We start from the raw sequence: 24625 nt of genomic DNA on the forward strand, positions 1-24625 counted from the left end.
TCGAGGGAGTATTTTAATAAAATGTTCGTACACGAACAAAATTGAGGGCTAAATGAGACTGATTGTAGGAATGACCGGGGCGACCGGCGCACCGCTTGGTGTGTCGCTATTGCTGGCGCTGCGGGAAATGCCGGGGGTAGAAACCCATCTGGTGCTGTCAAAGTGGGCCAAAACCACCATTGAACTGGAGACGCCGTACAGCGTCCGTGATGTGTCGGCGTTGGCCGATTATTGCCACAACCCGGCGGACCAGTCGGCGACCATATCCTCAGGATCGTTTCGTACTGACGGCATGATCATTATCCCCTGCAGTATGAAAACGCTGGCCGGTATTCGAGCAGGCTACGCGGAAGGACTGGTGGGGCGCGCTGCTGATGTGGTGCTGAAAGAAGGGCGCAAGCTGGTTCTGGTTCCGCGTGAAATGCCGCTCAGCACTATTCATCTGGAAAACATGCTCGCACTTTCCCGCATGGGCGTGGCGATGGTCCCGCCGATGCCCGCGTTTTACAACCACCCGCAAACGGTCGATGACATCACTCAGCATATCGTTGCGCGTGTGCTCGATCAGTTTGGTCTGGAACATCCAAACGCCCGTCGCTGGCAGGGTTTACGGCAGGCGCAGAATTTTTCACAGGAGAATGAATAATGGCATTTGATGATTTGCGCAGCTTTTTACAAGCGCTGGACGACCAGGGACAATTGCTGAAAATCAGTGAAGAAGTCAACGCTGAGCCGGATCTGGCTGCGGCGGCTAACGCGACTGGACGTATTGGTGATGGTGCGCCAGCGCTGTGGTTTGACAATATTCGTGGTTTTACCGACGCCCGCGTGGCGATGAATACCATCGGCTCATGGCAGAATCATGCCATTTCATTAGGCCTGCCGCCCAATACGCCGGTGAAAAAACAAATTGATGAGTTTATTCGCCGTTGGGATAAATTTCCGGTTACACCGGAGCGTCGTGCCAACCCGACGTGGGCTGAAAACTGTGTTGATGGTGAGGAGATCAACCTGTTTGATATTCTGCCGCTGTTTCGTCTGAACGATGGTGACGGCGGTTTCTATCTTGATAAAGCCTGCGTGGTGTCGCGCGATCCGTTGGATCCGGACAACTTCGGCAAACAGAACGTCGGCATTTATCGTATGGAAGTGAAGGGCAAACGCAAGCTTGGCCTGCAGCCGGTGCCGATGCATGATATCGCGCTGCATCTGCATAAAGCTGAAGAGCGCGGTGAAGATCTGCCGATTGCCATCACGCTGGGTAACGATCCTATCATCACCCTGATGGGGGCCACGCCGCTGAAGTACGATCAGTCGGAATACGAAATGGCGGGAGCGCTGCGTGAAAGCCCGTACCCGATCGCTACCGCACCGCTTACCGGCTTTGACGTACCTTGGGGTTCGGAAGTGATCCTCGAAGGAGTCATTGAAAGCCGTAAGCGTGAAATCGAAGGGCCATTTGGCGAGTTTACCGGGCACTATTCCGGTGGACGTAATATGACGGTCGTACGTATCGATAAAGTCTCTTATCGCACCAAACCGATTTTTGAATCGCTATATCTGGGGATGCCGTGGACGGAGATTGACTACCTGATGGGGCCGGCAACCTGCGTACCGCTGTATCAACAGCTGAAAGCCGAGTTCCCGGAAGTGCAGGCGGTGAATGCCATGTACACCCACGGTTTGCTGGCGATTATCTCCACCAAAAAACGCTACGGCGGCTTTGCCCGCGCGGTGGGGCTGCGCGCAATGACGACGCCGCATGGCCTGGGGTACGTGAAAATGGTGATTATGGTTGATGAGGATGTTGACCCGTTCAACCTGCCACAGGTGATGTGGGCGCTGTCTTCGAAGGTCAATCCGGCGGGCGATCTGGTGCAACTGCCGAATATGTCGGTGCTGGAGCTTGATCCGGGTTCCAGTCCGGCGGGGATTACCGACAAGTTAATTATTGATGCCACCACGCCGGTCGCGCCGGATAACCGTGGGCACTACAGCCAGCCGGTATGTGATTTACCGGAAACGAAAGCCTGGGCAGAAAAACTGACCGCCATGCTGGCCAACCGTAAATAAGGAGTAGCAGATGATTTGTCCACGTTGTGCCGATGAACATATTGAAGTGATGGCAAACTCGCCGGTAAAAGGTGTCTGGACGGTATATCAGTGCCAGCATTGTCTGTACACCTGGCGTGACACCGAGCCGCTACGCCGTACCAGCCGCGAGCACTACCCGGAGGCGTTTCGTATGACGCAAAAAGATATGGATGACGCACCGATGGTGCCGAGTATTCCACCGCTGCTGGCAGAAGATAAGCGCTAATCAACACGCCGGATGCGGCTTCGCCTTACCCGACCTACATATAGCGGTATTTTGTAGGCCCGATAAGCATAGCGCCATCGGGAAGGACACACCAATATTAAGCCTCGGAATATCCGGGGCTTGTTATTTTGCGAGCCGGCTCGTAGCAAATGGCTTAATTTGTTCGAAGAGATGACATCTGCAATAGAATAGCTGCGGGTGCTTGAGGCTTTCTGGGCTTTGAGCATTTGTAAGGTCCCGGAAAGACAAAAGCCCCAGGAGATAGTTCTATCAACCTGAGGCTAGCGTTCAAACCTAGACCATTTGGATGTTAGTCTCTTCTTTGCAGGGAGGCAAGATATGCTGACAAAATATGCCCTTGTGGCAATTGTAGTGCTGTGTTTCACGGCGCTGGGATTCACGTTAATGGTGCGAGATTCGTTGTGCGAGTTAAGCATTAAAGAACGTGGTATGGAGTTTAAAGCTGTTCTCGCTTACGAACCGAAGAAGTAGCAACAACGCGGGGGAAACCCCGCGTCTTGATGGTCTGGTTTCGTCCTCTTGCACCCATTCTCGCATTGCCGTAGGCCCGATAAGCAAAGCGCCATCGGGCATTACAACGTTACACCAGACTTTTCAACCGGTAGATCCACTCCAGCGCCTGGCGAGGCGTTAGTGAATCCGGGTCGAGGTTTTCCAGCGCTTCAACGGCGGGCGAGGTTTCTTCAGGCACTGAAAGCAGCGACATCTGTGTACCATCGACCTGGGTCGCGGCAACGTTTGGCGCAATGCTTTCCAGTTCGCGCAGTTTTTGCCGCGCGCGTTTAATAACCTCTTTCGGCACGCCTGCCAGGGCAGCTACTGCCAGACCATAGCTCTTGCTCGCCGCACCATCCTGTACGCTGTGCATGAAGGCGATGGTATCGCCGTGCTCTAACGCATCCAGATGCACATTCGCGACGCCCTCCATTTTTTCCGGTAACTGAGTCAGTTCGAAGTAGTGGGTGGCAAACAACGTTAATGCTTTGATTTTATTGGCCAGGTTTTCCGCGCACGCCCATGCCAGCGACAGGCCGTCGTAGGTGGAGGTGCCGCGTCCAACCTCATCCATCAGCACTAGGCTGTTCTCGGTGGCATTATGCAGAATGTTGGCGGTTTCGGTCATTTCTACCATGAAGGTAGAACGACCGGATGCCAAATCATCCGCCGCGCCCACGCGGGTAAAGATCCGATCGATCGGGCCTATTTCCACTTTCTGCGCCGGAACGTAGCTGCCGATGTAGGCCAACAGCGCAATCAACGCGGTCTGGCGCATATAGGTACTTTTACCCCCCATATTCGGACCGGTGATGATCAGCATCCGTCGCTGAGGCGAGAGGTTAAGCGGGTTGGCGATAAACGGCTCGGTTAGCACCTGTTCAACCACCGGATGACGTCCCTCAGTAATACGAATGCCGGGTTTATCGGTGAAGGTCGGGCAGGTGTAATTCAGGGTATAAGCGCGTTCTGCAAGGTTGACCAGTACGTCCAGCTCCGCCAGCGCGCTGGCGCTCTGTTGCAAATCAGCCAGATGCGGCAACAGCATGTCGAACAGCTCATCGTACAGCTGTTTTTCCAGCGCCAGTGCTTTACCTTTTGACGTCAGAACTTTGTCTTCATACTCTTTCAGTTCCGGAATAATGTAGCGTTCGGCGTTTTTCAGCGTCTGACGACGCACATAGTTAATCGGCGCCAGATGGCTCTGCCCACGGCTGATCTGAATGTAGTAGCCATGAACGGCGTTAAACCCAACCTTCAGCGTATCCAGACCGGTGCGCTCGCGCTCACGGATTTCCAGTCTGTCCAGATAGTCAGTTGCGCCATCAGCCAGCGCTCGCCACTCGTCCAGTTCTTCGTTATAGCCCGGGGCGATGACGCCACCGTCGCGAACCAGCACTGGCGGAGCTTCCACAACGGCGCGTTCCAGCAGTTCACGCAGCTCTGCAAACTCACCCATTTTCTCGCGCAGCATCTGCACGGGGGCACTGTCTACACTTTCCAGTTGCGCGCGCAGTTCCGGTAATTGCTGGAAGGCATGACGCATACGGGCCAGATCGCGCGGACGCGCAGTACGCAGGGCCAAACGCGCCAGGATACGTTCCAGATCGCCTACCTGACGCAGCACGGGTTGCAATTCGCTGGTGGCATCCTGCAGCGCGCCGATGGTTTGTTGGCGCTCGATGAGGACTTTGGTGTCACGGATCGGCATATGCAGCCAGCGCTTGAGCATACGGCTGCCCATCGGCGTCACGGTGCAGTCGAGGACTGACGCCAGCGTGTTTTCAACGCCGCCCGCCAGGTTCTGCGTGATCTCCAGATTGCGGCGTGTGGCGGCATCCATAATGATGCTGTCCTGCTGACGTTCCATGGTGATGGAACGAATATGCGGCAGCGAGGTACGCTGGGTATCTTTGACGTACTGCAGCAGACAGCCGGCGGCGCATAATCCGCGCGGGGCATTTTCTACGCCAAAGCCAATCAGATCTCGCGTGCCAAACTGCAGGTTCAACTGCTGGCGGGCGGTATCAATTTCAAATTCCCACAGCGGACGACGACGCAGGCCGCGGCGCCCTTCAATCAGTGACGTTTCAGCGAAATCCTCGGCATACAGCAATTCAGCAGGGTTGGTGCGCTGCAGCTCTGCGGCCATGGTCTCGCGGTCGGCCGGTTCGCTGACGCGAAAACGCCCGGAGCTGATATCCAGCGTGGCGTAGCCGTAGCCTTTACTGTCTTGCCAGATGGCAGCCAGCAGGTTGTCCTGGCGTTCTTGCAACAGCGCTTCATCACTGATGGTGCCAGGCGTGACAATGCGTACCACTTTGCGCTCAACCGGACCTTTACTGGTTGCCGGATCGCCAATCTGCTCACAAATAGCGACAGATTCACCCTGATTAACCAGCTTGGCGAGGTAGTTCTCGACCGCATGGTGAGGAATGCCCGCCATCGGGATTGGCTCGCCAGCAGATGCACCGCGTTTCGTCAGGGAGATATCAAGTAGCTGAGATGCGCGTTTCGCATCGTCATAAAACAGTTCGTAAAAGTCGCCCATGCGGTAAAAAAGCAGTATTTCCGGATGCTGAGCCTTCAGCTTGAGATACTGCTGCATCATCGGCGTGTGAGAGTCTAGGTTTTCTATTGTACTCATTGGAGTGTGATGTCCATATTTCTTAATTTTTCATGAGTTAGTGAATTTTATGGTTATCATTAGGTTTCACGTTGTCTCATCGAATATCATGAAATCCTACAGTTAACAGTAGGATTTCATGACGGTATGAGGTGCATGATAACGGAGTCTTTATGGCAGGAAAACAAGAGGGAAAGCCACTTTCGTTTAAAGCGGTAAAAATGATGAAGCCTGGTGGCAAAGATGAAGCTGACGTAGGCGAAAATCGTGGTTTACGTCTCTCATCTGGTGCCACCAGGATGAAGTCTTTTTTCTAACGTTACGCGAGTCCCCGACTGGTAAACTTATTCAGTTTAAAATTGGTAACTTTCCACAACTTCTCTCGTCTGCATATATACGTCATTCCAGTTCACGTAATGCTTGCCACACTTTTTTCAGTAAAAAGGTGAGTGGAATGGCCAGTATAGCTCCAGTTATGCCAAGTAGTGCCTGCCAGATCAGGAATGCCAGTAGTTGAACCGTCAGTGGTAAATTCAACCGTTTGCCGAGCATAAGTGGTTCCATCACTGAACTCAGGGAAAGGTTTAGCACCACGAAAAATCCAGCGACCAACAGGCCGGCCTGTATATCGAAAAAGATCATCGTCTGAAGGACCGGCGGAATCGCGGCAAGTAAGGAGCCGACCACCGGGACATAATTGAAAATAAACATCAGCATGCCCCAGAGAAAAGCAAACTTTAAACCCAGTAGCCAGGCGGCGGCCCAGACAACCAGGCCACCGAGCAGTCCCGTCAGCGTTTTTACGCGTGCATAAACGATCACGCTTTGTATGCCTTCCAGCAGCGCACGGATCACACCCGAACGATGTTGAGTGGTGCGCAGAGTGGTTTTTAACACTGGCAGTTCGTACAACATAAATAGCAGCATAAGAAATACTATCAGCCACCAGGACAACATGCCCGGAATCAGCGACAGCTGGCTGGTTATCAGACGAAGTATTGCACTGGTATCGATGAAACTAAGCACCAGATTGGTGGAAAGGAAAATACCCGCCTCGCTCAGAAAAAATGTCAGAGCATGAAGCTGGGTGGCGATCTGAACCGATGCCAGGCGACTGAGCTGAATTAACCCCGGTGCTGAGGCGCTGAGCGAGCTGATGATAATAACGATCAGTAACAGCAGAGCCACAATCACTGATAGCGAAGTAAGGAGTCGAGGGAGTCCGTGTTTCTCCAGGCGTTCGATCAGTGGATCAAGCATCACGGCGAGAAACAGCGCCAGGAGGACCTGATTAACCAGTGGTGCTGCCATGTGCAATCCAGCCAATAGTATGGTCAAACATGTCAGCAAAAGTAGCCCCTGAATAAGGGGCGTTAATGATTTTAACCCGCTCTGATGCATTGACGTCTGTTCTCCTGTAAACGACAAGCAGCCTGTCGATTTTTAACATTTACCCCGTGATGTTTCATGGTGTCTCCGGACGGTGCAGGCAGTCATAGAGGACCGGCAGAACCATTAAGGTAAGGATTGTCGCAAAACCCAGACCAAACATAACAACCACGGCCATGCCCTGAAAAAAGACATCCCTCAGCAGCGGCGCGAAACCCAGTACAGTGGTGAAGGTTGTGAGCAGAACAGGACGTAAACGTGAAGTGGCGGCGGATATAAGCGCTTCATGTTGCGGCTTCACCTGTTTCTGATGCTCAATCTCCTCAACCAGGACAATCCCGTTACGGATCAACATTCCACTCAGACTCAGCAAACCTATCAGGGCCATAAAGCCAAACGGAATGTCGATAAGTAAAAACCCTGTTGTGACGCCAATTAATGCCAGCGGCACGGTAAGCCAGATGGCGAAAGCATTTTTCAGCGAACTAAACATCAACACGGTAATGGTGAACATCACCAGATAACCTAACGGCAGGGTAGAGAACAGGCCTTGCTGTGCCTCGCTTGAACTTTCCGCATCTCCTCCCCACGTAATGTTGTAACCGTGCGGCAACGGAATCTGTTCAATCTGTGGGCGAACGCGTGCCAGAATATCGGCGGAAGTGGCATTGCTCAGTGGGTCAGGGTTGGTCATGATGGTCATAACCCTGCTGCGATCGCGACGCAGAATCAGTGGATTTTCCCACTGTAATATGAACCCATCGACCACGTTACTGAGCGGAATGTAGCGTTGCTGATTTTGGCTCCAGACCTGGACATTATTAAGATGATTAATGTCATGCCGCTCGTTTTCGGGCGGACGCACCACTATCGGCATCATATCCGTGCCTTCGCGATATAGCCCGATGCGACTGCCGGAAAAATTCATTTCCAACGCGTCATCTACTTCTTTTTTATCCACACCTAACTCTTGACCGAGCACTGGATTATATTGTGGGCGAATGACTTTACTGCGGTTTTGCCAGTCGTTACTTACACTACTGGTATCGCGATTGTCGGCCAGAATAGTACTTACTTTGCTGGCAATCTGGCGCATGATATCGGGCGCTGTCCCTCTGATGCGTACCTCAATACTGCTACTGCCCGCAGGGCCAAACATCACGCGATTGGTACTGGCATTGACCTGCGGGTAATCCTGCGCGATAACGGTATCCAACTGGCTCGTCAGTACCCCAATATTGCGCTCATTGTCCATTCTTACCATGATTTGTGCGTAATTGCTGTACTGGCGCTGACCGTTGTAAGTCAGGATAAACCGCATGCTGCCATGACCTATCGTTGACACCGTGGAAACCACGCCCGGGCGACCGTCAATTATTTTTTCAATATCACTAGCCATCTTTTCCGTGGAGGTGATGTCCGAACCATAAGGTAGCCACAGATCCACAAAAAAAATCGGTGTACTGGCTGAAGGAAAGAAATTTTGTCGTACCGAGCCAAAGCCCCAGATTGCCAACGCCAGCAGTACTGCCATGACTGAAAGTGTGGCTGTTTTGTGTGCCAACAGTGTATTCAGGATACGCTGATAGAGTCGGTAAAAACTGCCACTATAGGGAGCGAATTCTGATGGCTGCTTAAGAGGGGATTCGGTTTTAAATAGCCACCATTTAACCAGTGCTGGCGTAATGGTTAGGGCCGTGAACCAGCTCAGCATCAGTGAAATTAACAATACCTGAAACAGCGATTTACAGTATTCGCCCGTTGAGTCCTGTGACAGGCCAATAGGAGCAAATGCCAGGATAGCAATAATTGTGGCTCCCAACAGCGGAAGTGCGGATCGCCGAATAATTAAGTTTAGCGCTTTTACCCCTGACACGCCCTGCTGACGCGAAATGAGTAATCCCTCCACAACCACTATCGCATTATCTACCAGCATACTCAGCGCGATTATCAGCGCCCCCAGGGAGATGCGCTGAAGCTCAAGTCCCCACAGATACATAATAAACAACGTGCCCAGCACATTGAGCGCTAATGACAGGGCTATAATAATGCCGCTGCTCAGCCCCATGAATATCACCAATATTCCGATGACTATCGTTAGCGCCATTAGAAAATTAGTAAGAAAGCCATTTACTGAAGATGCCACTTCAGCAGACTGGTCGTAAAATACACCGATCTGTATACCGGCGGGTTTTTCCTCAGACATCTGTAGTAACTTAGATTTCAGCGCTTGTCCCACGTCAATCACATTCACGCCGGGTATAAATGATACCCCCATCATCACGGCGGGTTGACCGTTGGCGTGATAAATGCTGGAGGGCGAATCAGCGAGACCGCGCGTGAGTGTGGCTATATCTTTCAGGCGTGTGCTGGCGCTGTCACCCGCTGGGCTAACAAGTAGATGGCCCAGTTCATCAAGATTTTCGAATTCGCCAGTGGAATGTATACGGATTGATTCTGTACCAGATTTTATCACCCCAGCGTTTGACACAACATTCAGTCGACTCAGCGCAGCGGATAGCTGAGCCGGCGTGATGCCGCGCGCAGCCATTTTTATCAGTGACACCTCTACATTGATCTGTGACGTTATGATTCCTCCGGTCATGACCTTGCCTACGCCAGGCACCAGTACCAGCTCACGTCGCAGCTGTTCGGCATATTGTGCAAGCTCTTTATTGCTGAAATTGTCACCGGAAATTGAGAAAAAAAATCCAAAAACATCGCCAAAATCGTCGTTTACGAAAGGCTGCATGACACCAGGCGGAAATACGCGTCCTGCATCACCTACCCGACGACGTAATTCGTCCCAGATTTGGGGTAATTTATCCGAGTGGTAGTGCGAAGCGATGTTCACTGTGATTTGCGACATCCCGTTGGATGAAATCGAACTGATGTTATCCAGATAGGGCAGTTGCTGCAGGGCTTTTTCCAGTGGCAGTGTTACTTCTTCTTCTACTTGCTCGGCGGATGCCCCTGGATAGAGGGTAACAACCACGGCGCTTTTAATAGCAAACTCTGGATCTTCAAGACGACCGATGTTAAGTAGTGCAAAAATACCGCCGATACCTAGTAACAGAATGAGCAGCCAGACACGGACGGGATTATTAATAAACTGTCGGGAGATATCCATTACAGTCCCCCTTCACGTGTCCAGATACGGACCTGCTGCTGAGCATGTATTTCATTCACCCCGGCAGCGACCACCCGTTCACCGTTTGTTAGACCGTGGGTTATTACGATACCGCCCTCGGTGAGTTCACCAGTGGTTACACTGCGTTCTTCCAGCGTAAGCTGCTCGCCGCTGCCCTTTACCACCCAGACGTGGGGGTGATTGAGTGGGCTGTTGTCCGGGTTAAACACAGCTTCAACTGGCACGACCAGCTTTTCACGCAAGGTACTGACTGGCAGTTTTGACAGATCGATGGTGACCGTACCACTGACCCCAGCAACAGCAGGGAAGTCAGACGGTCGTGGCATGGTTAAAATCATCTTCCAGGTGAGCGTGTTATTGTTGCTGCTAGCCGAGTGCTCTTTGTAATCAGCCTGAAACTGGCGGCCAGGCAGTGCAGTGATTTGCACCAGTGGTCGATAGGTCACATTGCGAATGTCCATTGCGGTAAACAGGTTTTCCGGTACGCTGAATGCCACATCGAGCATGTCGGTGCGAGCCAGAGTGGCGATAGTTTGTCCGGCTGTCGCAACCTGATGGCTTCGAGCATTTACACTGACAGCGATACCGGAGAACGGGGCGGTGAGTATCATTTGGTTCAGTTCTTCACGAGCGATCTGTAGCGCCGCGTTTGCAGCATCTCTTTTGGCACGTTGTACATCCATCTCATCACGTGAGACGGCATGGCGCGCAGACAATGCCTGGAAGCGTTCAAACTGTCGCTGTGCGAGGTCGGCGGTGGTCTGCCGTTCTTTTACCCGTTGCCGGGCTTCATCGCTAGAGAGCCGGGCGATCACTTGTCCTTTCGCCACTGGAGTTCCCTGGCGGATATCAAGCCATTCAATACGGCCCGAGCGTTCAAAAGATAGTGCGGTGGAATCACTGTACTCAATTCTTGCGGGGAGAATACGTTGACGGGCCTTTTCAGACTTTCCCACCTCCACAACTTTAATTGTGCGAGGCTGAATGGGTAAATCTATTTCTTTCTGCTCGCACGCTGTAATTAAAAAAACGGCAAAGATAATCAGGGGTAAATAACGAGCCAATTTTATATCCTCAGCGATAATGATGTAGTTAATTTTGTAGGGTTATATATGTGAGCGAATGAAAGCAGAATGCCAGCCAGAGGCTGACACAATGCAGACTCAGTTTGGTTGGTATATAACTTCCTTTAGTTTTTCCGCTAGTTACATGCATTCTTGTCGTACAAGAAGAAACAGATACAACACGGTCCTTACTCCGGAGGAATGGACAAGTTAATTCAAATTCTTATTGGTAAAATTTCATTCGCCGCCTTCAATATCACTGTGTATATAACAATGTTATATTTAGATGAAACCGGATCTCTGATAAATTGTGAATTCCAATCTCACTAATACTTAACAGATTCTTTAATATGTGATTTTTAATTAATACCGTATCCGCAACCGTAATGAGGAGTAGCCACTGGTACATGGTATGGTAAATTCAGGATGTTGTTTAATACTGCTGTGATTTAATATTAAAACAAAGGAAGTGATTTAATGTCATTACAGGTTTAATTATTTAACTCTGCAGTCACGCTTTTATTGTTTTAATATTCAACACAAGTGAGAACCCAGGCATCCGGATTACCGATAAGCCAGGCGTGGTTATCAATTCTTTCTCGCTCAAAAATCAGGGTTGCGTCATCACCGCTGACTTCTGCCAGTAAGATTTGAAAAATATCATCCTCAACATGATCTGCCGGTAATCTGCGAATGCCGTCATTCTGGTACTGGAGAGTATGGTTATCTATCTGATGACCATCCCGCAGAAGAATTTTACGGCTCACGCTTTGTGTTACATCGCCTCCCACAACCTTACCATTAAATGAAATAAAACCCGTATTATCTTCATATAATTGAATGGTTTGCTTAACATAGAAATCATATACCACTGAATTTCTTGTTATACGATAGCGTGACTGATTCGTACATTTGAAGTTACTGATTCCATGGGCATAGTTAAATGAAACACCCAGGCAGACAGCAATCAGGACAAGACCCATGCACACTATCCATTTAATTTTCATGATTGCTTCCAGTTGTGGTAGTAGACGTTGTCACACGCGATAATTTGATTATTTTTTCCTGCTGTGCAAAGCGAAAAAAGGGTGCGCCCGGCGCTTTGCGCGGTAAAGGAGTCATTGCTGTCAAATATCACCTTTTGTTCAGGGCCGCAGGTGGCGGCATTGTCCTTAAGAATGGCAGCAATATTCTTCCTGGCTTTCTCCCGATCTCGCTCACTCAGATTTTTCATATACACCACCTCGCACCCGGTCGCCAGACTGTCTTTATACAACGGGTAGTGACTGGTACTGACCGATGAGACGGTATTAAAAAAAACGATCGCACCGCAAATGAATAATGTCAGAACGATAATCATCGTGAGGTACGCATTTTTTAAAGAAAACAGTTTCCCGGTACGTTGAGAAGTGACCTGTTCAGGTATACTGAGCGGCACTGTCTGGGTTAACTGAAGTGTGATGTCAGGATTTAGCCTGAACCCCATCTTCGGTACAGTAATTATCAGTTCTTCACAGCCGAATGCAGATAATGCGCGACGTAAGATACTGATATACTGATTAAGGCTGCTATTGGACGCCTGTAAACCATAATCGTCCCAGACCATAGTTAATAATTTCTCACGTGATAGTATCCCTTCTGACGCCCTTAATAGGGTTTCCAGCAAGCGGCTGGCCGTTAGGGTGAGTTTTACCGTTTCCTTTGTGGCGCAATGGGTTAGCGATCCATCCTCTGGATTAAACTTTATTTTCTCCGCAATTAAAAAAATCATATTAGCAATTACCAGATACCTGCGTTATTACAGAAAATTATAACACAGATATCCGGGTGATTATGCGCTAAATTGCCTCCCGTACATTGGTTACATTTATGAAAATTCTCATCAATATAACTGGTAATTATTAACGAATTTAACAGTTGCTAATGAATTTAGCCCGAAGTAGTAATATTCTCAGTTATTAGCTTATAAGCAAAATCACTACAGATAACAGACAGTTTGCTGAAAAAATGAGTAATGTTGTTAAGCCAAAGTTGTGCAATTGCGGCACAGTTCTTTTAACCCACCAGGCTGGTTGAAAGCGTAGCGGAGATTCCTCTGTCTTTTGCAATCTGAAGGAATGTTGCGCCATTACTTTCTGTACCCTTCCTGATAATAGTACTGGCCGGGTAATCGCGTCCCAGCAGTGAGTATTTTTGTACGCCGTAAGCATGGTAAGGCAATAAATCAATACCCTGAAAAGATGTCTTTCCGGCAGTAAGATTGCTGATAAGCAGGAGCATATTATTTATTTCATGTGATGAATCGTTAACGCCGGGAATTACTGGGATCCTCAGGCGTACTGGAGTATTCAACGTCAGTAATTTTTCAAGATTGCGTAAAATACGGATATTACTGACCCCGGTAAATCGTTGATGAAGTGTGTCATCCGCCAGCTTGAGATCATAGAGCACCAGATCAGCCACAGTACTGACTTTCTCAACCGCTGACCAGGGGGCGAACCCTGCCGTTTCCACCGCGGTATGGATACCCTCCCGGCGTAAGTTTTGTAGTACCTGGACTGCAAAATCCGGTTGAAGCATCACTTCACCGCCGCTGAGCGTAACGCCTCCTCCTGATAACTGATAATAAGCTACATCTTTTACGACCTCTTGATGTACCTCATCAACTGACATCTGACGTCCGACAATCTTAAGCGCCTGGGACGGGCAAGCTTCTTCACAAAGACGGCAGCCATCACACGACATACTGGGATCAATAACGTGATTCTTATTACTCCACTGATGAATACCTTTCTGGCAGGCATCAACGCAGGCCCCGCAGTGCTGGCAACTACTGGCACGCCACAGTACGTCATTATCCTGACGCAATCCTTCGGGATTCGCGCACCAAATACAGCTCATCTGACATCCTTTAAGGAATACGACGCTGCGAATACCCGGGCCATCATGTAACGAGAAGCGCTGAATATTAAAGACGCGGCCTGTTAGCGGCTCAGCATTCATGTTGAACGGTACGGCTAATGATTTCATCCTGCACCTCACGGCTGAGTTCAACAAAAAATGCGCTATATCCGGCCACACGAATCATCAAATTCGGATACTCCTCCGGACGTGCCTGCGCGCGCTTCAGCTCTTCATTATCGACGTAGCTAAACTGCATTTGCCCATTACCAAGCATACTGGCGGTGCGAAGCAGGTTAATCAGTTGATTAATGCCTTCATCGCTTTCCAACATACCGTGCATTAGTTTGAGGTTATGCACCATGCCGATTTCCATCTCTTCAACGTTTATCCTGCTCACCGAGTTAATCACTGCCGTCGGGCCATTGATATCGGTTTGCTGCGATGGGCTTATTCCGTCGGCCAGAGGTTTATGAGCCAGTCTGCCGCTAGGTAACGCACCGGTTGCCAGTCCGAACGGCGTATTATTTGAAATAGATAGCGTGCCATGCGTGAAGCGGCCATAAAGCATGTGATAGCGGCGATGCTCTTGCTCAGTGTAATGAATAAGGGAACGCGCCAGTTCGTCAACTTCTGCAATATCATTGCCGTATTTCGGTGCTCGCAGGCAGCGCTGGCGAAGCGCTTCATGCCCAACAAAATTGGCTTTCAACACTTCATCCAGCTCAGACAAAGTGACCTGCTCTTGCTCATACACCACTTTTTTAATGGCCATCAACCCGTTCGCTAAATCAGCCAGACCTGTCCAGATAAGCCCGGGGCCGTTGTTTAACCACGCTCCGCCCGCGGTAACATCGCGACCTTTTTCCAGGCATCCCTCAATCAGGCAGGAAATAAGCGGTTTTGGGGCATACTGTCTGTGCAACTTCTGAATTATGAGTGTGGCTTGGGCCGCTTTAGCCGTAATAGCCGCCAGTTGCTGTTTTACTGCCGCTTCAAAATCGTTGTAACTGGTCATCTCTGTCAGTTCGCCGGTCTGGGGACCGATACGCTCACCCTGTGGCCCATAACCATTACTAAACGCCAGTTCCAGTGGCCGAGTAAACGTGGTATAGCCTACAGATGTCCATTGATACATTTTTCCGGACTTTTGAGGCTCAACACAGCCCATCAGGCAATAATCACGTGCATCTTCATAATCAAATCCCTTGCGCAGCATCATTTTGATATGCGCGTCATCGAAATGGCAGGCCGGAAAACCCGTTCCCCCGCGGATAACTTCCACAATTTCCCGCAGATAGTGCCACGGCGACTGGTTATGTATCCTTACAGCCAGGCTGGGTTGATAAATTTTCAATTTCCGTGAGCAGGCCATAATCATCATTGTTAGCTGATTAGTGGCATCGCCGCCCTCACGTTTTTGCCCGCCAACAACCATATTGATAAATGGTTGATATCCAGCGAAATATTTTGCTGTAGACTCACTACAGATCCACAAACTCTCTGCCATTTTAATCATCCAGCAACACAGTAATTCTTCTGCGTGGGCATGAGTCAATGTCCCTTCTGCCAGGTCACGCTCCAGTAATGGCCAGAGATACTGATCGACGCGTCCCAGTGAAATACCGGTCTGGTTTTCTTCAAGACAAAACAGAGACTGTACAATCCACAGGGACTGAAGCGCCTCATAAAAATTACGCGGCGCGTGTTCAGGTACACGGCGACAAATGTCAGCGAGACGGTTCAATTCTACTCTGCGTTGAGGATCGGTTTGTTCATCAGCCAGTTGTGCGGCGTAGTCGCTGTAACGATGGGCGTAATGGATCACCGCATCGCAGGTCTCTTTCGTTGCCAGATAAAATTGGTGGCGTTCCATATCTTCTGCGCAGGTTAAACTTAGCTGTTCAATTGCGTGAATAGCCCTGTCACGCAAACCGCCCATACCTTCTGTCAGTAATAACGTGTCGTAACCCGGACAGGTATCACCTCCGCCATTCTGGGTTTTAATGGTTACGTCGCAGACGCCGTATTCATTGCACCATTCCCAGAGGCCTGCATGACGGAGTTGAGTTTCCGCGATTTCATCCAGCGAGCGACCGCGCCAAAAAGGGAAGATTTCTTCTCTGAGAATACGCTTTGCGCTGTCACTTATCTGATAGGGATCCTGTTTACGCTCTTTTACGGTATCCAGTTCTTCAGCTACCCAGCGCCAGCTGAGCTCAGGTGATACTTCTCCACCGCGCGGACCGCCTGCCGGGTGGCTGATAATAAGCTCATTCTCGGCAATCCATAAAGGTGCCCGTTCGCAGGCGCGCCGAAAGGCAAGTGCCCGTAACATAATCAGATCCAGCCCGGGGTTGTTTTTATAGACCTCTGTAACCGCCTGTGCCCTTGAAACAGAGATAAACGGCTTTGCGCTGAAATATTGGGCTTTCAGGGCGTCAATACGATCGGTAAGTTGCTTTTCCATTTAATAACTCCTTTTATGCAAATCCCATCAGCAGCGTACCACTCAGGATCAGTGCAATACCTGCTTTTTCAAATATGCTGGTATGCATGTCGTAATAAATACTACTTATCACAGTAATTAATACTGTGCCCATACCACACCAGATTGCGTAAGCGATACCTGGTGTCATTAATTTCATTGCTTGCCCCAGGGCATAAAAACAAACTACGTAACTTAACGCACAAAATATGGTTGGGGCGAGTCTCCGAAAATGTCGGGTTTTGGGTAGCATGGCAGTACCAAAAACTTCAGTAAGAATGGCAATAAATAACCATGTTGTACTCATGAGTATTATTTGAATCATGTGTTTTCCATCGTTTTATATTTTGCGGAAAAATTAATAACAATAACTCCGGCGACGATTAACCACATGCCCAGTAAGTGGCCGCCACTTATTGAATAGCCGAAATTTAACACGCCAATTATATTTACTGCGACGATACCCACACCAGACCAGATCGCATAAGCAACGCCAAGGTGCATTCTGCGGAATACATAAGTTAGGATATAATAGCAAAGCCCATACCCTATTATGGATAAAATAGAAGGAAGGATGCGAGTAAATCCTTCAGAAAGGACCAGCATAGTTGTTGCAAATATTTCGAACAAAATAGCCAGAGCAAGTTTCATGTATGTCTTTCTTAACGTCATATTAACTTTCCTGATTAATGAGCCTGGTTACAGGTCGGATTGGATGACGGACATGAAACAGTATTTTTATTTTTCTAGCCATATAATTCGAAAAAATTGGAGATTATAGTTTTTTATTCTTTGTTTATTTGCTTATGAAGCGTTAAATTTCATCTTTTAATGATGTGGGACGAGTACCTCTCAGTATTGCTTTTATACCTGATATCATTTCCCGAAGTGCAGGCTAAATAATGATGTTGATGTAATTTAACCTTTGAGATTAATGTCTGCCCAGGCAGCTCAAAGAGCGTACGTGAATGCTTAGAGTGTATATACGGTTCAGTTATGGGGTGTTTGGTGCGGCGAAGGATTTTGGAGCCATAACCCGCACTAGTATGGCTTAATAAAAAATTATTAATTATTTTCTGGGGTGTGATATGAGCTTTGCCGATGTTGCATGGATTTATCTATAAACCTGCAGATTATATTTCTTCAGTGAGTGGAGAAATAATGATCATAAAATTAGATAGTTAATTAAAAACTGGTTAATGAGTCGATTTCTTTATCTTTAACAGATGAACTTCAAGTATCAATGCCACACCCTAATTTACCATTGTGGTGTGGCCGGTGAAGTTTGTATCAAATTACTCTTTCATTTCGTGGTTGCTCTTTTTTATCTTATGGAATAACGATAATACCCGTCAGGATGTGGAAACGAGGCTCTAGAGGCATAAACATCATTAGCTGACATATTATGAAGCATTATTTATACATCATGCACCTGAAGTTGATTCTCTAAACGCCGATCGCGCAGGGTTGCATAAATAAAAGTAATCACAAACAGCAGGGAAAATAATACGACGATGGTGGGAGCCGGTGCGCTGTCGATGAAAAATGACAGATACACCCCCATAAATGAGGTAATGACCGACATCACCACCGCCAGCCACAAGGCGTGAGAAAATTTTCGCGTCATTAAGATCGCGATGGCGCCGGGAGCAATCAGTAAAGAAATCGACAAAATAATCCCGACAGATTTTAGCGTGGCGACAATCGTCAGGGCGATCATGCACAACATGCCGTAGTGCAGTAAGGGGGTGTTAAGCCCACTGGCCTTTGCCTGATGCGGATCGAACGCATGCAGTAGCAGATCTTTCCACTTAAGCCCAATAATAAGCGCGATCCCCAAAGCGATCGCCGTTGTTTGCATGATATCGGTCAGTGATATACCGAGCATATCGCCGAACAGAATATGATCCAGATGCACTTCCGACTGAATGGAAACATACAGCACCAGTCCCGCACCGAACATCCCGGAGAAAACAATGCCCATGATGGTGTCGCGCTTAATGCGGCTGTTATCGTCGAGGTATCCGGTTGCTATCGCGCAGAACAATCCAGCGACAAATGCGCCAATTGCCAGCGGGATGCCTGCGATATAAGCCAGAACGATCCCTGGAAAAACCGCATGGCTCATGGCATCGCCCATCAGCGCCCAGCCTTTGAGTACTAAAAATACCGACAGCAGCGCGCAGGGCACGGCGACAATGGTGGAGATAACCAGCGCATTGACCATAAAGCTAAACTGAAAGGGTTCTAATAGCGTTGTTAAGATCATACTGACTCCTTGTTCACCAGTCGGGCGCGTCGGCGATTCGCCAGCAGACCATGTTTTGGTGCGAAGACAAATGCCAGCAGGAACAGCAATGTTTGCAGAACGACGATAATTCCGCCGGTTGCGCCGTCCAGCCAGTAGCTCAGCCAGGCGCCGAAAAAGCTGGTCAGGCTGCCGATAGCTACGGCGATGGTGAGCAGGCGTGGAAAACGATCGGTCAGCAGCCAGGCCGTCGCTCCGGGCGTAACCACCAGGCAAATCACCAGAAATGCACCGACGGTTTGCAGTGCGGCGACTGTGGAAACGGAGAGCAGCGTAAAAAACAGCAGTTTTAAACGCCCCGGATTCAAACCGATAGAGCGCGCGTGGTTTTCATCAAAAAAGACCACCATCAGATCTTTCCACTTCAAAAACAGGATAGTCAGCGAGATAACCCCGATGATGGCCAGTTGCAGAATATCTTCCGGCGCAATTGCCAGGATATTACCGAGAATAATGGTCTGGATGTTCACCGACATCGGATTGAGCGACACCATAAACAGCCCGATACCGAAGAAAGACGAAAAAATCAGCCCGATAATCGCATCTTCCTTCAGGCGTGAACGCTGATTAAGAAACAGCATACTGCCCGCTGCCAGCCCACCGGAAAGAAATGCGCCAAGCGCGAAGGGAAGCCCTAACATATAAGCGCCTGCCACGCCCGGAACAATAGAGTGCGACAGCGCATCGCCGATCAGCGACCAGCCTTTGAGCATCAAATAGCAGGAGAGAAACGCGCACAGGCCGCCGACCATCGCCGAGACCCACATGGCGTTGAGCATATACTGGTAACTAAACGGCTCTGTCAGCCAGTTCATGATTATTCCCCCTCGCTTGCCGCACGTCGCGAAATAAACGGGCGTTCATCGTCGGTAATCACGTGTTGTTCGCCGCCGCTCAGCGCAACGTGACGCAGTACGCCGCTGAATGCCAGCTCGAGATTCTCGGGGGTAAAGGTGGTATCGGTTGGTCCACTTGTCAGCACCGTGCCCTTAATCATCACCGTGTAATCACAAAACTCGGTGACGGATCCCAGATTATGGGTAGAGACCAGCATGGTTCGACCTTCATCACGCAGTTCACGCAGCAGGTCGATGATCCGGGCCTCGGTTTTTACATCCACGCCGGTGAAGGGTTCATCCAGTAAAATAACCTGTCCGTCCTGTGCGATTGCCCTTGCCAGAAAAACACGCTTTTTCTGCCCACCGGACAGTTCACCTATCTGACGATGGCGATAGTCCAGCATATCAACCCGCGCCAGCGCCGCATCCACGCAGGCGTGGTCGATCTGTTTTGGCCGACGCAGCCAGCCCATATGGCCAAAGCGTCCCATCATCACCACATCTTCCACCAGTACTGGAAACGACCAGTCCACCTCTTCTGACTGAGGGACATAGGCGATAAGATTCTGTTTGAGCGCCTTATTTACCGGCTGTTGCAGAATTGAGATTTCCCCTTGCGCCAGGCGGACAAAACCCATCAGCGCTTTAAAAAGCGTTGATTTTCCCGACCCGTTTACGCCGACCAGAGCGGCAATTGAGCCGCCCGGAACCTGAAAAGTGGCGTCCCGCAATGCGGTATGACCGTTGCGATACGTCACCGTAACCTGATTTACGGTAATCGCAGAGTGACTCATTGTTGGCTCTCCAGACCTTTGTTGATGCCGTTAACAATGGTTTGCGTGGTGACGCGCAGTAAATCCAGATAGGTCGGTACCGGACCATCGGCAGCGCTGAGCGAATCGACATACAGCACGCCTCCGTAATACGCGCCAGATTCACGGGCAACCTGACGCGCTGGTTTGTCGGACACGGTGCTTTCGCTAAATACCGTTGGGATATGATGCTCTCTGATCGCATCGATTACTTTGCGTACCTGCTTCGGCGTACCTTGCTGATCGGCATTGATCGGCCACAGATACAGCTCTTTCAGGCTGTTATCACGTGCCAGGTAGGAGAACGCGCCTTCACTGGTGACCAGCCAGCGTTTATCAGCAGGGAGCTTTGCCAGTTCTGTATGCAGTGGCGCCAGGGTCTGCTGGATTTTCGCTTTATAATTCTGTGCATTTTTCTGGTAGGTCGCGGCATTGTCCGGATCGTATTTCATCAGCGCATCGCGAATGTTATCCACGTAGATAAGTGCGTTCTCCGCTGACATCCAGGCATGCGGGTTTGGTTTACCGTTGTACGGTCCTTCGCTGATGCCCATTGGCTGGACGCCGTTTGAGACCATCACTTCTGGTACGCCGGACAAATTTTGGTAGAAGCGGGCAAACCATAGCTCGAGGTTAAGACCGTTGGAGAGAATAAGCTGTGCGCCTTGCGCTCGTTTAATATCACCTGGGGTTGGTTGATATTCGTGAATTTCTGCGCCAGGTTTGGTGATGGAACTAACGTCCGCCGCGTCACCTGCTACATTGCTTGCCATATCGGCAATCACCGTAAAGGTGGTTACCACTTTGAATTTTTCTTTTGCCCAGGCGGGTGACAGCGTCAGCGCTGTTAACGCGCTGGCAAGGAGAAATGACTTGAGATGGGGCAGATGCGGCATAGTATCCCTCACAACAAAGTGGTTAATTTATCATCGAATATAGCCTTTGCTATGTTATATAGCACATGGCATAAATAAATGAAAATAATTCTTATTTGCGTAGGGTGCTAAGGAATAGATGACCTCCAGCAATAGTCCTGTGCTTAGTTAAGGTGTATTATTTATGCAACTTAATTATGGAGGCATCATGTCCGGCAAACGTATTGCACGTGAAAAAATGACGATCCAGAGAATGATCTCACTCTACGAGCGCCAGTGTCCGCAGGCTTCAGACGAGCCGGGGCATTACGATGCGTTGTTTGCCTATGCGCAAAAGCGCCTCGATAAGTGCGTCTTTGGTGAGGAAAAACCGGCCTGTAAGCAGTGTCCGGTGCACTGCTATCAATCTGCCAAACGCGAAGAGATGAAGCAAATTATGCGTTGGGCTGGGCCAAGAATGCTCTGGCGTCATCCGATTCTGACCGTGCGTCATCTGATTGATGACAAACGCCCTGTCCCGGAATTGCCAGAGAAATACCAGCGGAAAAAATAGCGTCTTTGTGGCCGGATGGTGGCGATGCCTTATCCGGCCTACAAGGTAAACGGAACCGTTGTGTAAATCCGATAAGCGTAGCGCCATCGGGTAATCTGGCCATGCGGTGATGAATGGCGATTACGCTTTGGTGGCAATCAGAATGGCCGAGGCTTTGATCAGCGCGATGACCCGGCTTCCCTGACTCAGTTTCATCTCTTGCTGACTTTCGTTCGTCACGACCGCGACAATGTCAAAACCGGCATCAGTTTTGATGTGTACGGTGGCGTTAACGGCGCCTTCGGTTACCTGTGAAACGCTACCGGCAAATTGGTTACGGGCAGAGAATTTCAGGCCACAGTCTTCAGTCGCCAGCGTCACCCACGGCGCTTTGATCAGCGCAATGGCTTCTTTTCCTTTCGCCAGACCCAGTGCCTGCTGACTACTATGGGTCACAATCGCGACCAGTTTTGCGCCGCCAGCCAGCGTCAGTTCAACTTCATCATTCACTGCGCCTGTAGCGACTGCGCTCACTGTACCGGTTAATTGATTACGTGCTGATACCGCCATACTGCCTCCTTTCGTTGAGATATCACCCAGTATAGCCACACTGGCTAAACCAGTGCATCCTTATCAATACCCAATCGCTTCATGCGTGAGAGTAACGTTGTACGTTTCAGCCCCAGCCGTTGTGCCGCGCCTTTGGGACCGGCAACCACACCGTTGGTTTCTTTCAATACGCGCGTAATCAACTGGTATTCATCTTCGCCGTCCTGTGCGACTTCGGTTGCCACCGGAGGCGTAGACGGCATCAAAGGGGCAATATCCGGAAGGGACAGCTGCAGCACGTTGCCTCGGGTAAGCAGAACCGCGCGCTCCACCACATTTTCCAGTTCGCGCACGTTGCCCGGCCACTCCATGCTGCTCAGCGTACGCAGCGCCTCGGCGGGAATGCTGTCGATATTGCGCCCCATCCGGCGAGCAATTTTAAAGGTGAAAGCTTTCACCAGCAGCGGGATATCTTCCGGGCGCTCACGCAGCGGCGGCAGATGGATCGGGAAGACGTTCAGTCGATAGTAGAGATCGTTACGAAACTCGCGATCGGCGACCATCTTTTTCAGATCGCGGTTAGTGGCGGCGATCAAGCGCACGTCGGTCTGGATCAGCTTATTACTGCCCAGACGTTCAAACTCCTGCTCTTGCAGAACGCGCAGTAGCTTAGGCTGAAGCTCCAGCGGCATATCGCCAACTTCATCGAGGAACAGCGAACTTTTATCTGCCAGCTCGAAACGACCAATCCGCTGCGTGCTGGCGCCGGTAAACGCGCCACGCTCATGACCAAACAGATCGCTTTCCAGTAATCCGGCAGGCATTGCCGCGCAGTTCATCTTCACCATCCGACGGGCGTTACGTCCGCTCAGGTTGTGAATGGCCCGTGCGATCAGCTCTTTACCCGTTCCGGTTTCACCCAGAATCAGGACGGTGCTGTCGCTTTGCGCCACCATTTCGACCTGTTTGAGCACGCTGTACATCGCTTCGCTGCGGCCAATGATTTCACCGAACTCACTCTCTACATTGTTGAGTTGTTCTGTCAGCGCCAGGTTTTCATCTACCAGACGTTCTTTCAGGCGGTGAATCTCCTGATAGGCAAGCGCATTATCCACGGCAATTGCCACACGCTCGGCAATTTGGCGCAATAGCTTGAGGTTGGCGGTAGTGAAAACTTTCTCTTCGCACTGTGCCAGCTTGAGTACGCCGAGCATAGTATTGCCGGACATCAGCGGTAACAGACACAGGGTTTGTAGCTGGTTGCCCCAGGTTTCGAACAGCATCCGTTCGTAAGGGGCGAGCGTATCGCGTTCGCTCAGATTAATCAGCAGCATTTCTTTGCTTTTGAAAACGCGTTCAGAGAGCGTGCCCGCTTCGTCCACTTCACTTTGTTCGTGCGCTGGATGATGTTCATCCAGATAGTGGGTGGAATAAATGCTGAGCTTGTTTTTGCGATCGCTGCGTAACACGATGCTGATGGCATCAATGTCGAAGTAGTGATGGATCTCTTTGGCGACTTCGCTGACCAGTTCGTCAATGTCCAGGCGGGAGAGTACCGCATTGGTGATGGCGACCAGGATGCGAAAGTTATCACGCTCGCGGCACAACAGATCGTAATCGACGTTGTTGCTGACCCTGCTTTGAATTTGTTCAGCAACGACGCCGACTATCTGGGTGAAGGTCTGTAGACGGTTATATTCTTTTTCACTCCACGGACGATCCTCGTTACGGATGAACTCGCAACCGCCAAAGATGCGCCCATCTGCCGCCAGCGGCAGCAGGCAGTAGTGGCCAAATTCAGAATACAGTCCACCTGAAGCCAGCTGTGGCCAGGTTTCCGTAAACTCATGATAGTTGCAGTGCAGCGCATCGGGGCGAGACAAAATACGGCGTACCGGGCCATGGGCCAGTACCGTTTCGTCTTCATAATCGATGGGTTTACCATTTTCACGCGTCGCAAAATAACGCGCACGCTGCGTTTGTGCCTGCCATAAGACAATAGCCGCACAGTCGGCCAGAGCTGAACGCTTGACCAGCTGCGAAAGCGCCTCGCTAAGAGACGGGAGATCGGGCTGCTGTAATAATGTACGAGTAATATCGAACAGGCCTTGCTGTCCGAGGTCACTCATCGGTGTATACGACATATTGCTTTTCCAGGAAAAGCACCGCAGAACGGTGCGAAAACGGTAAATGAATTATAGGTATAAGTCGTAAATTATTGCCGGATAGCTGACCGCGAACTCGCTGGTCACGCA

Annotated in this window: 22 protein-coding genes; 6 read left to right on the forward strand and 16 right to left on the reverse strand. The window is 50.0% G+C overall.

What is annotated here, in order from left to right; genetic code table 11:
* Positions 1-52: 52 nt before the first annotated feature.
* The 4 genes from GFB57_RS09670 to GFB57_RS09685 all read left to right on the forward strand — a co-directional run bounded on the left by GFB57_RS09670 (position 53) and on the right by GFB57_RS09685 (position 2812).
* On the forward strand, positions 53-646 hold the full coding sequence (locus tag GFB57_RS09670; RefSeq protein ID WP_003034196.1) for a non-oxidative hydroxyarylic acid decarboxylases subunit B: 594 nt from the start codon (positions 53-55) through the stop codon (positions 644-646).
* Positions 646-2073 carry a non-oxidative hydroxyarylic acid decarboxylases subunit C gene (locus GFB57_RS09675; RefSeq protein ID WP_003034198.1) on the forward strand — a complete coding sequence of 476 codons (1428 nt, stop codon included), beginning with the start codon at positions 646-648 and terminating at the stop codon, positions 2071-2073. The genes GFB57_RS09670 and GFB57_RS09675 overlap by 1 nt, the downstream gene beginning before the upstream one ends.
* Positions 2074-2083: 10 nt before the next feature.
* Positions 2084-2320: a non-oxidative hydroxyarylic acid decarboxylases subunit D gene (locus GFB57_RS09680; protein ID WP_003034200.1), complete on the forward strand. Its 237-nt coding sequence runs from the start codon at positions 2084-2086 to the stop codon at positions 2318-2320.
* A 339-nt stretch (positions 2321-2659) separates the two neighbouring features.
* Positions 2660-2812, forward strand: coding sequence for a Hok/Gef family protein (locus tag GFB57_RS09685; RefSeq protein ID WP_003034202.1), 153 nt, complete (start codon positions 2660-2662; stop codon positions 2810-2812).
* 109 nt (positions 2813-2921) lie between these two features.
* On the opposite strand, the gene mutS is transcribed toward GFB57_RS09685, so the two are convergent.
* Positions 2922-5483 (reverse strand): DNA mismatch repair protein MutS, encoded by a 2562-nt coding sequence (gene mutS / locus GFB57_RS09690; RefSeq protein WP_003034204.1) that lies wholly within the window; start codon positions 5481-5483, stop codon positions 2922-2924.
* A gap of 152 nt (positions 5484-5635) precedes the next feature.
* Here mutS and GFB57_RS09695 point away from each other — a divergent pair, with 152 nt between their 5' ends.
* Positions 5636-5779, forward strand: a complete 144-nt coding sequence (locus tag GFB57_RS09695; protein ID WP_003034206.1) for a hypothetical protein — start codon at positions 5636-5638, stop codon at positions 5777-5779.
* 82 nt (positions 5780-5861) lie between these two features.
* On the opposite strand, the gene GFB57_RS09700 is transcribed toward GFB57_RS09695, so the two are convergent.
* From GFB57_RS09700 to GFB57_RS09760, 13 genes are all read right to left on the reverse strand, one after another.
* On the reverse strand, positions 5862-6863 hold the full coding sequence (locus GFB57_RS09700; RefSeq protein ID WP_008322738.1) for an AI-2E family transporter: 1002 nt from the start codon (positions 6861-6863) through the stop codon (positions 5862-5864).
* A 64-nt stretch (positions 6864-6927) separates the two neighbouring features.
* Positions 6928-9981 (reverse strand): efflux RND transporter permease subunit, encoded by a 3054-nt coding sequence (locus tag GFB57_RS09705; protein ID WP_003034209.1) that lies wholly within the window; start codon positions 9979-9981, stop codon positions 6928-6930.
* Complete coding sequence (locus tag GFB57_RS09710; protein WP_003034211.1) at positions 9981-11066, reverse strand: efflux RND transporter periplasmic adaptor subunit; 1086 nt, start codon at positions 11064-11066, stop codon at positions 9981-9983. Before GFB57_RS09710 ends, GFB57_RS09705 begins: the two co-directional genes overlap by 1 nt.
* Positions 11067-11593: 527 nt before the next feature.
* The gene (locus GFB57_RS09715; protein ID WP_003034214.1) at positions 11594-12073 is read right to left on the reverse strand and encodes a hypothetical protein; all 480 of its coding nucleotides are present in this window, start codon (positions 12071-12073) and stop codon (positions 11594-11596) included.
* Positions 12070-12837: a winged helix-turn-helix domain-containing protein gene (locus GFB57_RS09720; RefSeq protein ID WP_003840308.1), complete on the reverse strand. Its 768-nt coding sequence runs from the start codon at positions 12835-12837 to the stop codon at positions 12070-12072. Before GFB57_RS09720 ends, GFB57_RS09715 begins: the two co-directional genes overlap by 4 nt.
* A 284-nt stretch (positions 12838-13121) precedes the next feature.
* Entirely contained in the window at positions 13122-14096 is a 975-nt protein-coding gene (locus GFB57_RS09725; protein ID WP_003037447.1) for a glycyl-radical enzyme activating protein, read from the reverse strand.
* A complete protein-coding gene (gene cutC, locus GFB57_RS09730; RefSeq protein ID WP_003037444.1) occupies positions 14059-16437 on the reverse strand; it encodes a choline trimethylamine-lyase in 2379 nt (792 codons plus the stop codon). Before cutC ends, GFB57_RS09725 begins: the two co-directional genes overlap by 38 nt.
* Before the next feature lie 13 nt (positions 16438-16450).
* The gene (locus GFB57_RS09735) at positions 16451-16780 is read right to left on the reverse strand and encodes a multidrug efflux SMR transporter (RefSeq protein ID WP_008322725.1); all 330 of its coding nucleotides are present in this window, start codon (positions 16778-16780) and stop codon (positions 16451-16453) included.
* A complete protein-coding gene (locus GFB57_RS09740; RefSeq protein ID WP_225623509.1) occupies positions 16777-17106 on the reverse strand; it encodes a multidrug efflux SMR transporter in 330 nt (109 codons plus the stop codon). The genes GFB57_RS09735 and GFB57_RS09740 overlap by 4 nt, the downstream gene beginning before the upstream one ends.
* A gap of 766 nt (positions 17107-17872) precedes the next feature.
* Entirely contained in the window at positions 17873-18724 is an 852-nt protein-coding gene (gene sitD / locus GFB57_RS09745) for an iron/manganese ABC transporter permease subunit SitD (RefSeq protein WP_003037436.1), read from the reverse strand.
* Complete coding sequence (gene sitC / locus GFB57_RS09750; RefSeq protein WP_003037433.1) at positions 18721-19578, reverse strand: iron/manganese ABC transporter permease subunit SitC; 858 nt, start codon at positions 19576-19578, stop codon at positions 18721-18723. The genes sitD and sitC overlap by 4 nt, the downstream gene beginning before the upstream one ends.
* A gap of 2 nt (positions 19579-19580) precedes the next feature.
* The gene (gene sitB, locus GFB57_RS09755) at positions 19581-20396 is read right to left on the reverse strand and encodes an iron/manganese ABC transporter ATP-binding protein SitB (protein ID WP_003037430.1); all 816 of its coding nucleotides are present in this window, start codon (positions 20394-20396) and stop codon (positions 19581-19583) included.
* Positions 20393-21310 (reverse strand): metal ABC transporter substrate-binding protein, encoded by a 918-nt coding sequence (locus GFB57_RS09760; protein ID WP_003037427.1) that lies wholly within the window; start codon positions 21308-21310, stop codon positions 20393-20395. The genes sitB and GFB57_RS09760 overlap by 4 nt, the downstream gene beginning before the upstream one ends.
* 187 nt (positions 21311-21497) lie before the next feature.
* Between GFB57_RS09760 and GFB57_RS09765 the strand changes: the two genes are divergently transcribed.
* The gene (locus GFB57_RS09765; RefSeq protein WP_003037424.1) at positions 21498-21842 is read left to right on the forward strand and encodes a nitrous oxide-stimulated promoter family protein; all 345 of its coding nucleotides are present in this window, start codon (positions 21498-21500) and stop codon (positions 21840-21842) included.
* 120 nt (positions 21843-21962) lie between these two features.
* Here the strand turns inward: GFB57_RS09765 and GFB57_RS09770 are convergent, their stop codons facing one another.
* Positions 21963-22391: a TOBE domain-containing protein gene (locus GFB57_RS09770; RefSeq protein ID WP_003037421.1), complete on the reverse strand. Its 429-nt coding sequence runs from the start codon at positions 22389-22391 to the stop codon at positions 21963-21965.
* A 44-nt stretch (positions 22392-22435) separates the two neighbouring features.
* The gene (flhA, locus tag GFB57_RS09775) at positions 22436-24514 is read right to left on the reverse strand and encodes a formate hydrogenlyase transcriptional activator FlhA (protein ID WP_003037419.1); all 2079 of its coding nucleotides are present in this window, start codon (positions 24512-24514) and stop codon (positions 22436-22438) included.
* Positions 24515-24625: the final 111 nt, after the last annotated feature.

The sequence above is a fragment of the Citrobacter sp. S39 genome (assembly GCF_009495675.1).
Taxonomy (GTDB): domain Bacteria; phylum Pseudomonadota; class Gammaproteobacteria; order Enterobacterales; family Enterobacteriaceae; genus Citrobacter; species Citrobacter freundii.

What these genes read in the sequence shown, in the direction of transcription:
- GFB57_RS09670 (WP_003034196.1), top strand. Translation starts at nt 53, where the DNA reads ATGAGACTGATTGTAGGAATGACCGGGGCGACCGGCGCACCGCTTGGT.
- GFB57_RS09675 (WP_003034198.1), top strand. Translation starts at nt 646, where the DNA reads ATGGCATTTGATGATTTGCGCAGCTTTTTACAAGCGCTGGACGACCAG.
- GFB57_RS09680 (WP_003034200.1), top strand. Translation starts at nt 2,084, where the DNA reads ATGATTTGTCCACGTTGTGCCGATGAACATATTGAAGTGATGGCAAAC.
- GFB57_RS09685 (WP_003034202.1), top strand. Translation starts at nt 2,660, where the DNA reads ATGCTGACAAAATATGCCCTTGTGGCAATTGTAGTGCTGTGTTTCACG.
- mutS (WP_003034204.1), bottom strand. Translation starts at nt 5,483, where the DNA reads ATGAGTACAATAGAAAACCTAGACTCTCACACGCCGATGATGCAGCAG.
- GFB57_RS09695 (WP_003034206.1), top strand. Translation starts at nt 5,636, where the DNA reads ATGGCAGGAAAACAAGAGGGAAAGCCACTTTCGTTTAAAGCGGTAAAA.
- GFB57_RS09700 (WP_008322738.1), bottom strand. Translation starts at nt 6,863, where the DNA reads ATGCATCAGAGCGGGTTAAAATCATTAACGCCCCTTATTCAGGGGCTA.
- GFB57_RS09705 (WP_003034209.1), bottom strand. Translation starts at nt 9,981, where the DNA reads ATGGATATCTCCCGACAGTTTATTAATAATCCCGTCCGTGTCTGGCTG.
- GFB57_RS09715 (WP_003034214.1), bottom strand. Translation starts at nt 12,073, where the DNA reads ATGAAAATTAAATGGATAGTGTGCATGGGTCTTGTCCTGATTGCTGTC.
- GFB57_RS09720 (WP_003840308.1), bottom strand. Translation starts at nt 12,837, where the DNA reads ATGATTTTTTTAATTGCGGAGAAAATAAAGTTTAATCCAGAGGATGGA.
- GFB57_RS09725 (WP_003037447.1), bottom strand. Translation starts at nt 14,096, where the DNA reads ATGAAATCATTAGCCGTACCGTTCAACATGAATGCTGAGCCGCTAACA.
- cutC (WP_003037444.1), bottom strand. Translation starts at nt 16,437, where the DNA reads ATGGAAAAGCAACTTACCGATCGTATTGACGCCCTGAAAGCCCAATAT.
- GFB57_RS09735 (WP_008322725.1), bottom strand. Translation starts at nt 16,780, where the DNA reads ATGATTCAAATAATACTCATGAGTACAACATGGTTATTTATTGCCATT.
- GFB57_RS09740 (WP_225623509.1), bottom strand. Translation starts at nt 17,106, where the DNA reads ATGAAACTTGCTCTGGCTATTTTGTTCGAAATATTTGCAACAACTATG.
- sitD (WP_003037436.1), bottom strand. Translation starts at nt 18,724, where the DNA reads ATGATCTTAACAACGCTATTAGAACCCTTTCAGTTTAGCTTTATGGTC.
- sitC (WP_003037433.1), bottom strand. Translation starts at nt 19,578, where the DNA reads ATGAACTGGCTGACAGAGCCGTTTAGTTACCAGTATATGCTCAACGCC.
- sitB (WP_003037430.1), bottom strand. Translation starts at nt 20,396, where the DNA reads ATGAGTCACTCTGCGATTACCGTAAATCAGGTTACGGTGACGTATCGC.
- GFB57_RS09760 (WP_003037427.1), bottom strand. Translation starts at nt 21,310, where the DNA reads ATGCCGCATCTGCCCCATCTCAAGTCATTTCTCCTTGCCAGCGCGTTA.
- GFB57_RS09765 (WP_003037424.1), top strand. Translation starts at nt 21,498, where the DNA reads ATGTCCGGCAAACGTATTGCACGTGAAAAAATGACGATCCAGAGAATG.
- GFB57_RS09770 (WP_003037421.1), bottom strand. Translation starts at nt 22,391, where the DNA reads ATGGCGGTATCAGCACGTAATCAATTAACCGGTACAGTGAGCGCAGTC.
- flhA (WP_003037419.1), bottom strand. Translation starts at nt 24,514, where the DNA reads ATGTCGTATACACCGATGAGTGACCTCGGACAGCAAGGCCTGTTCGAT.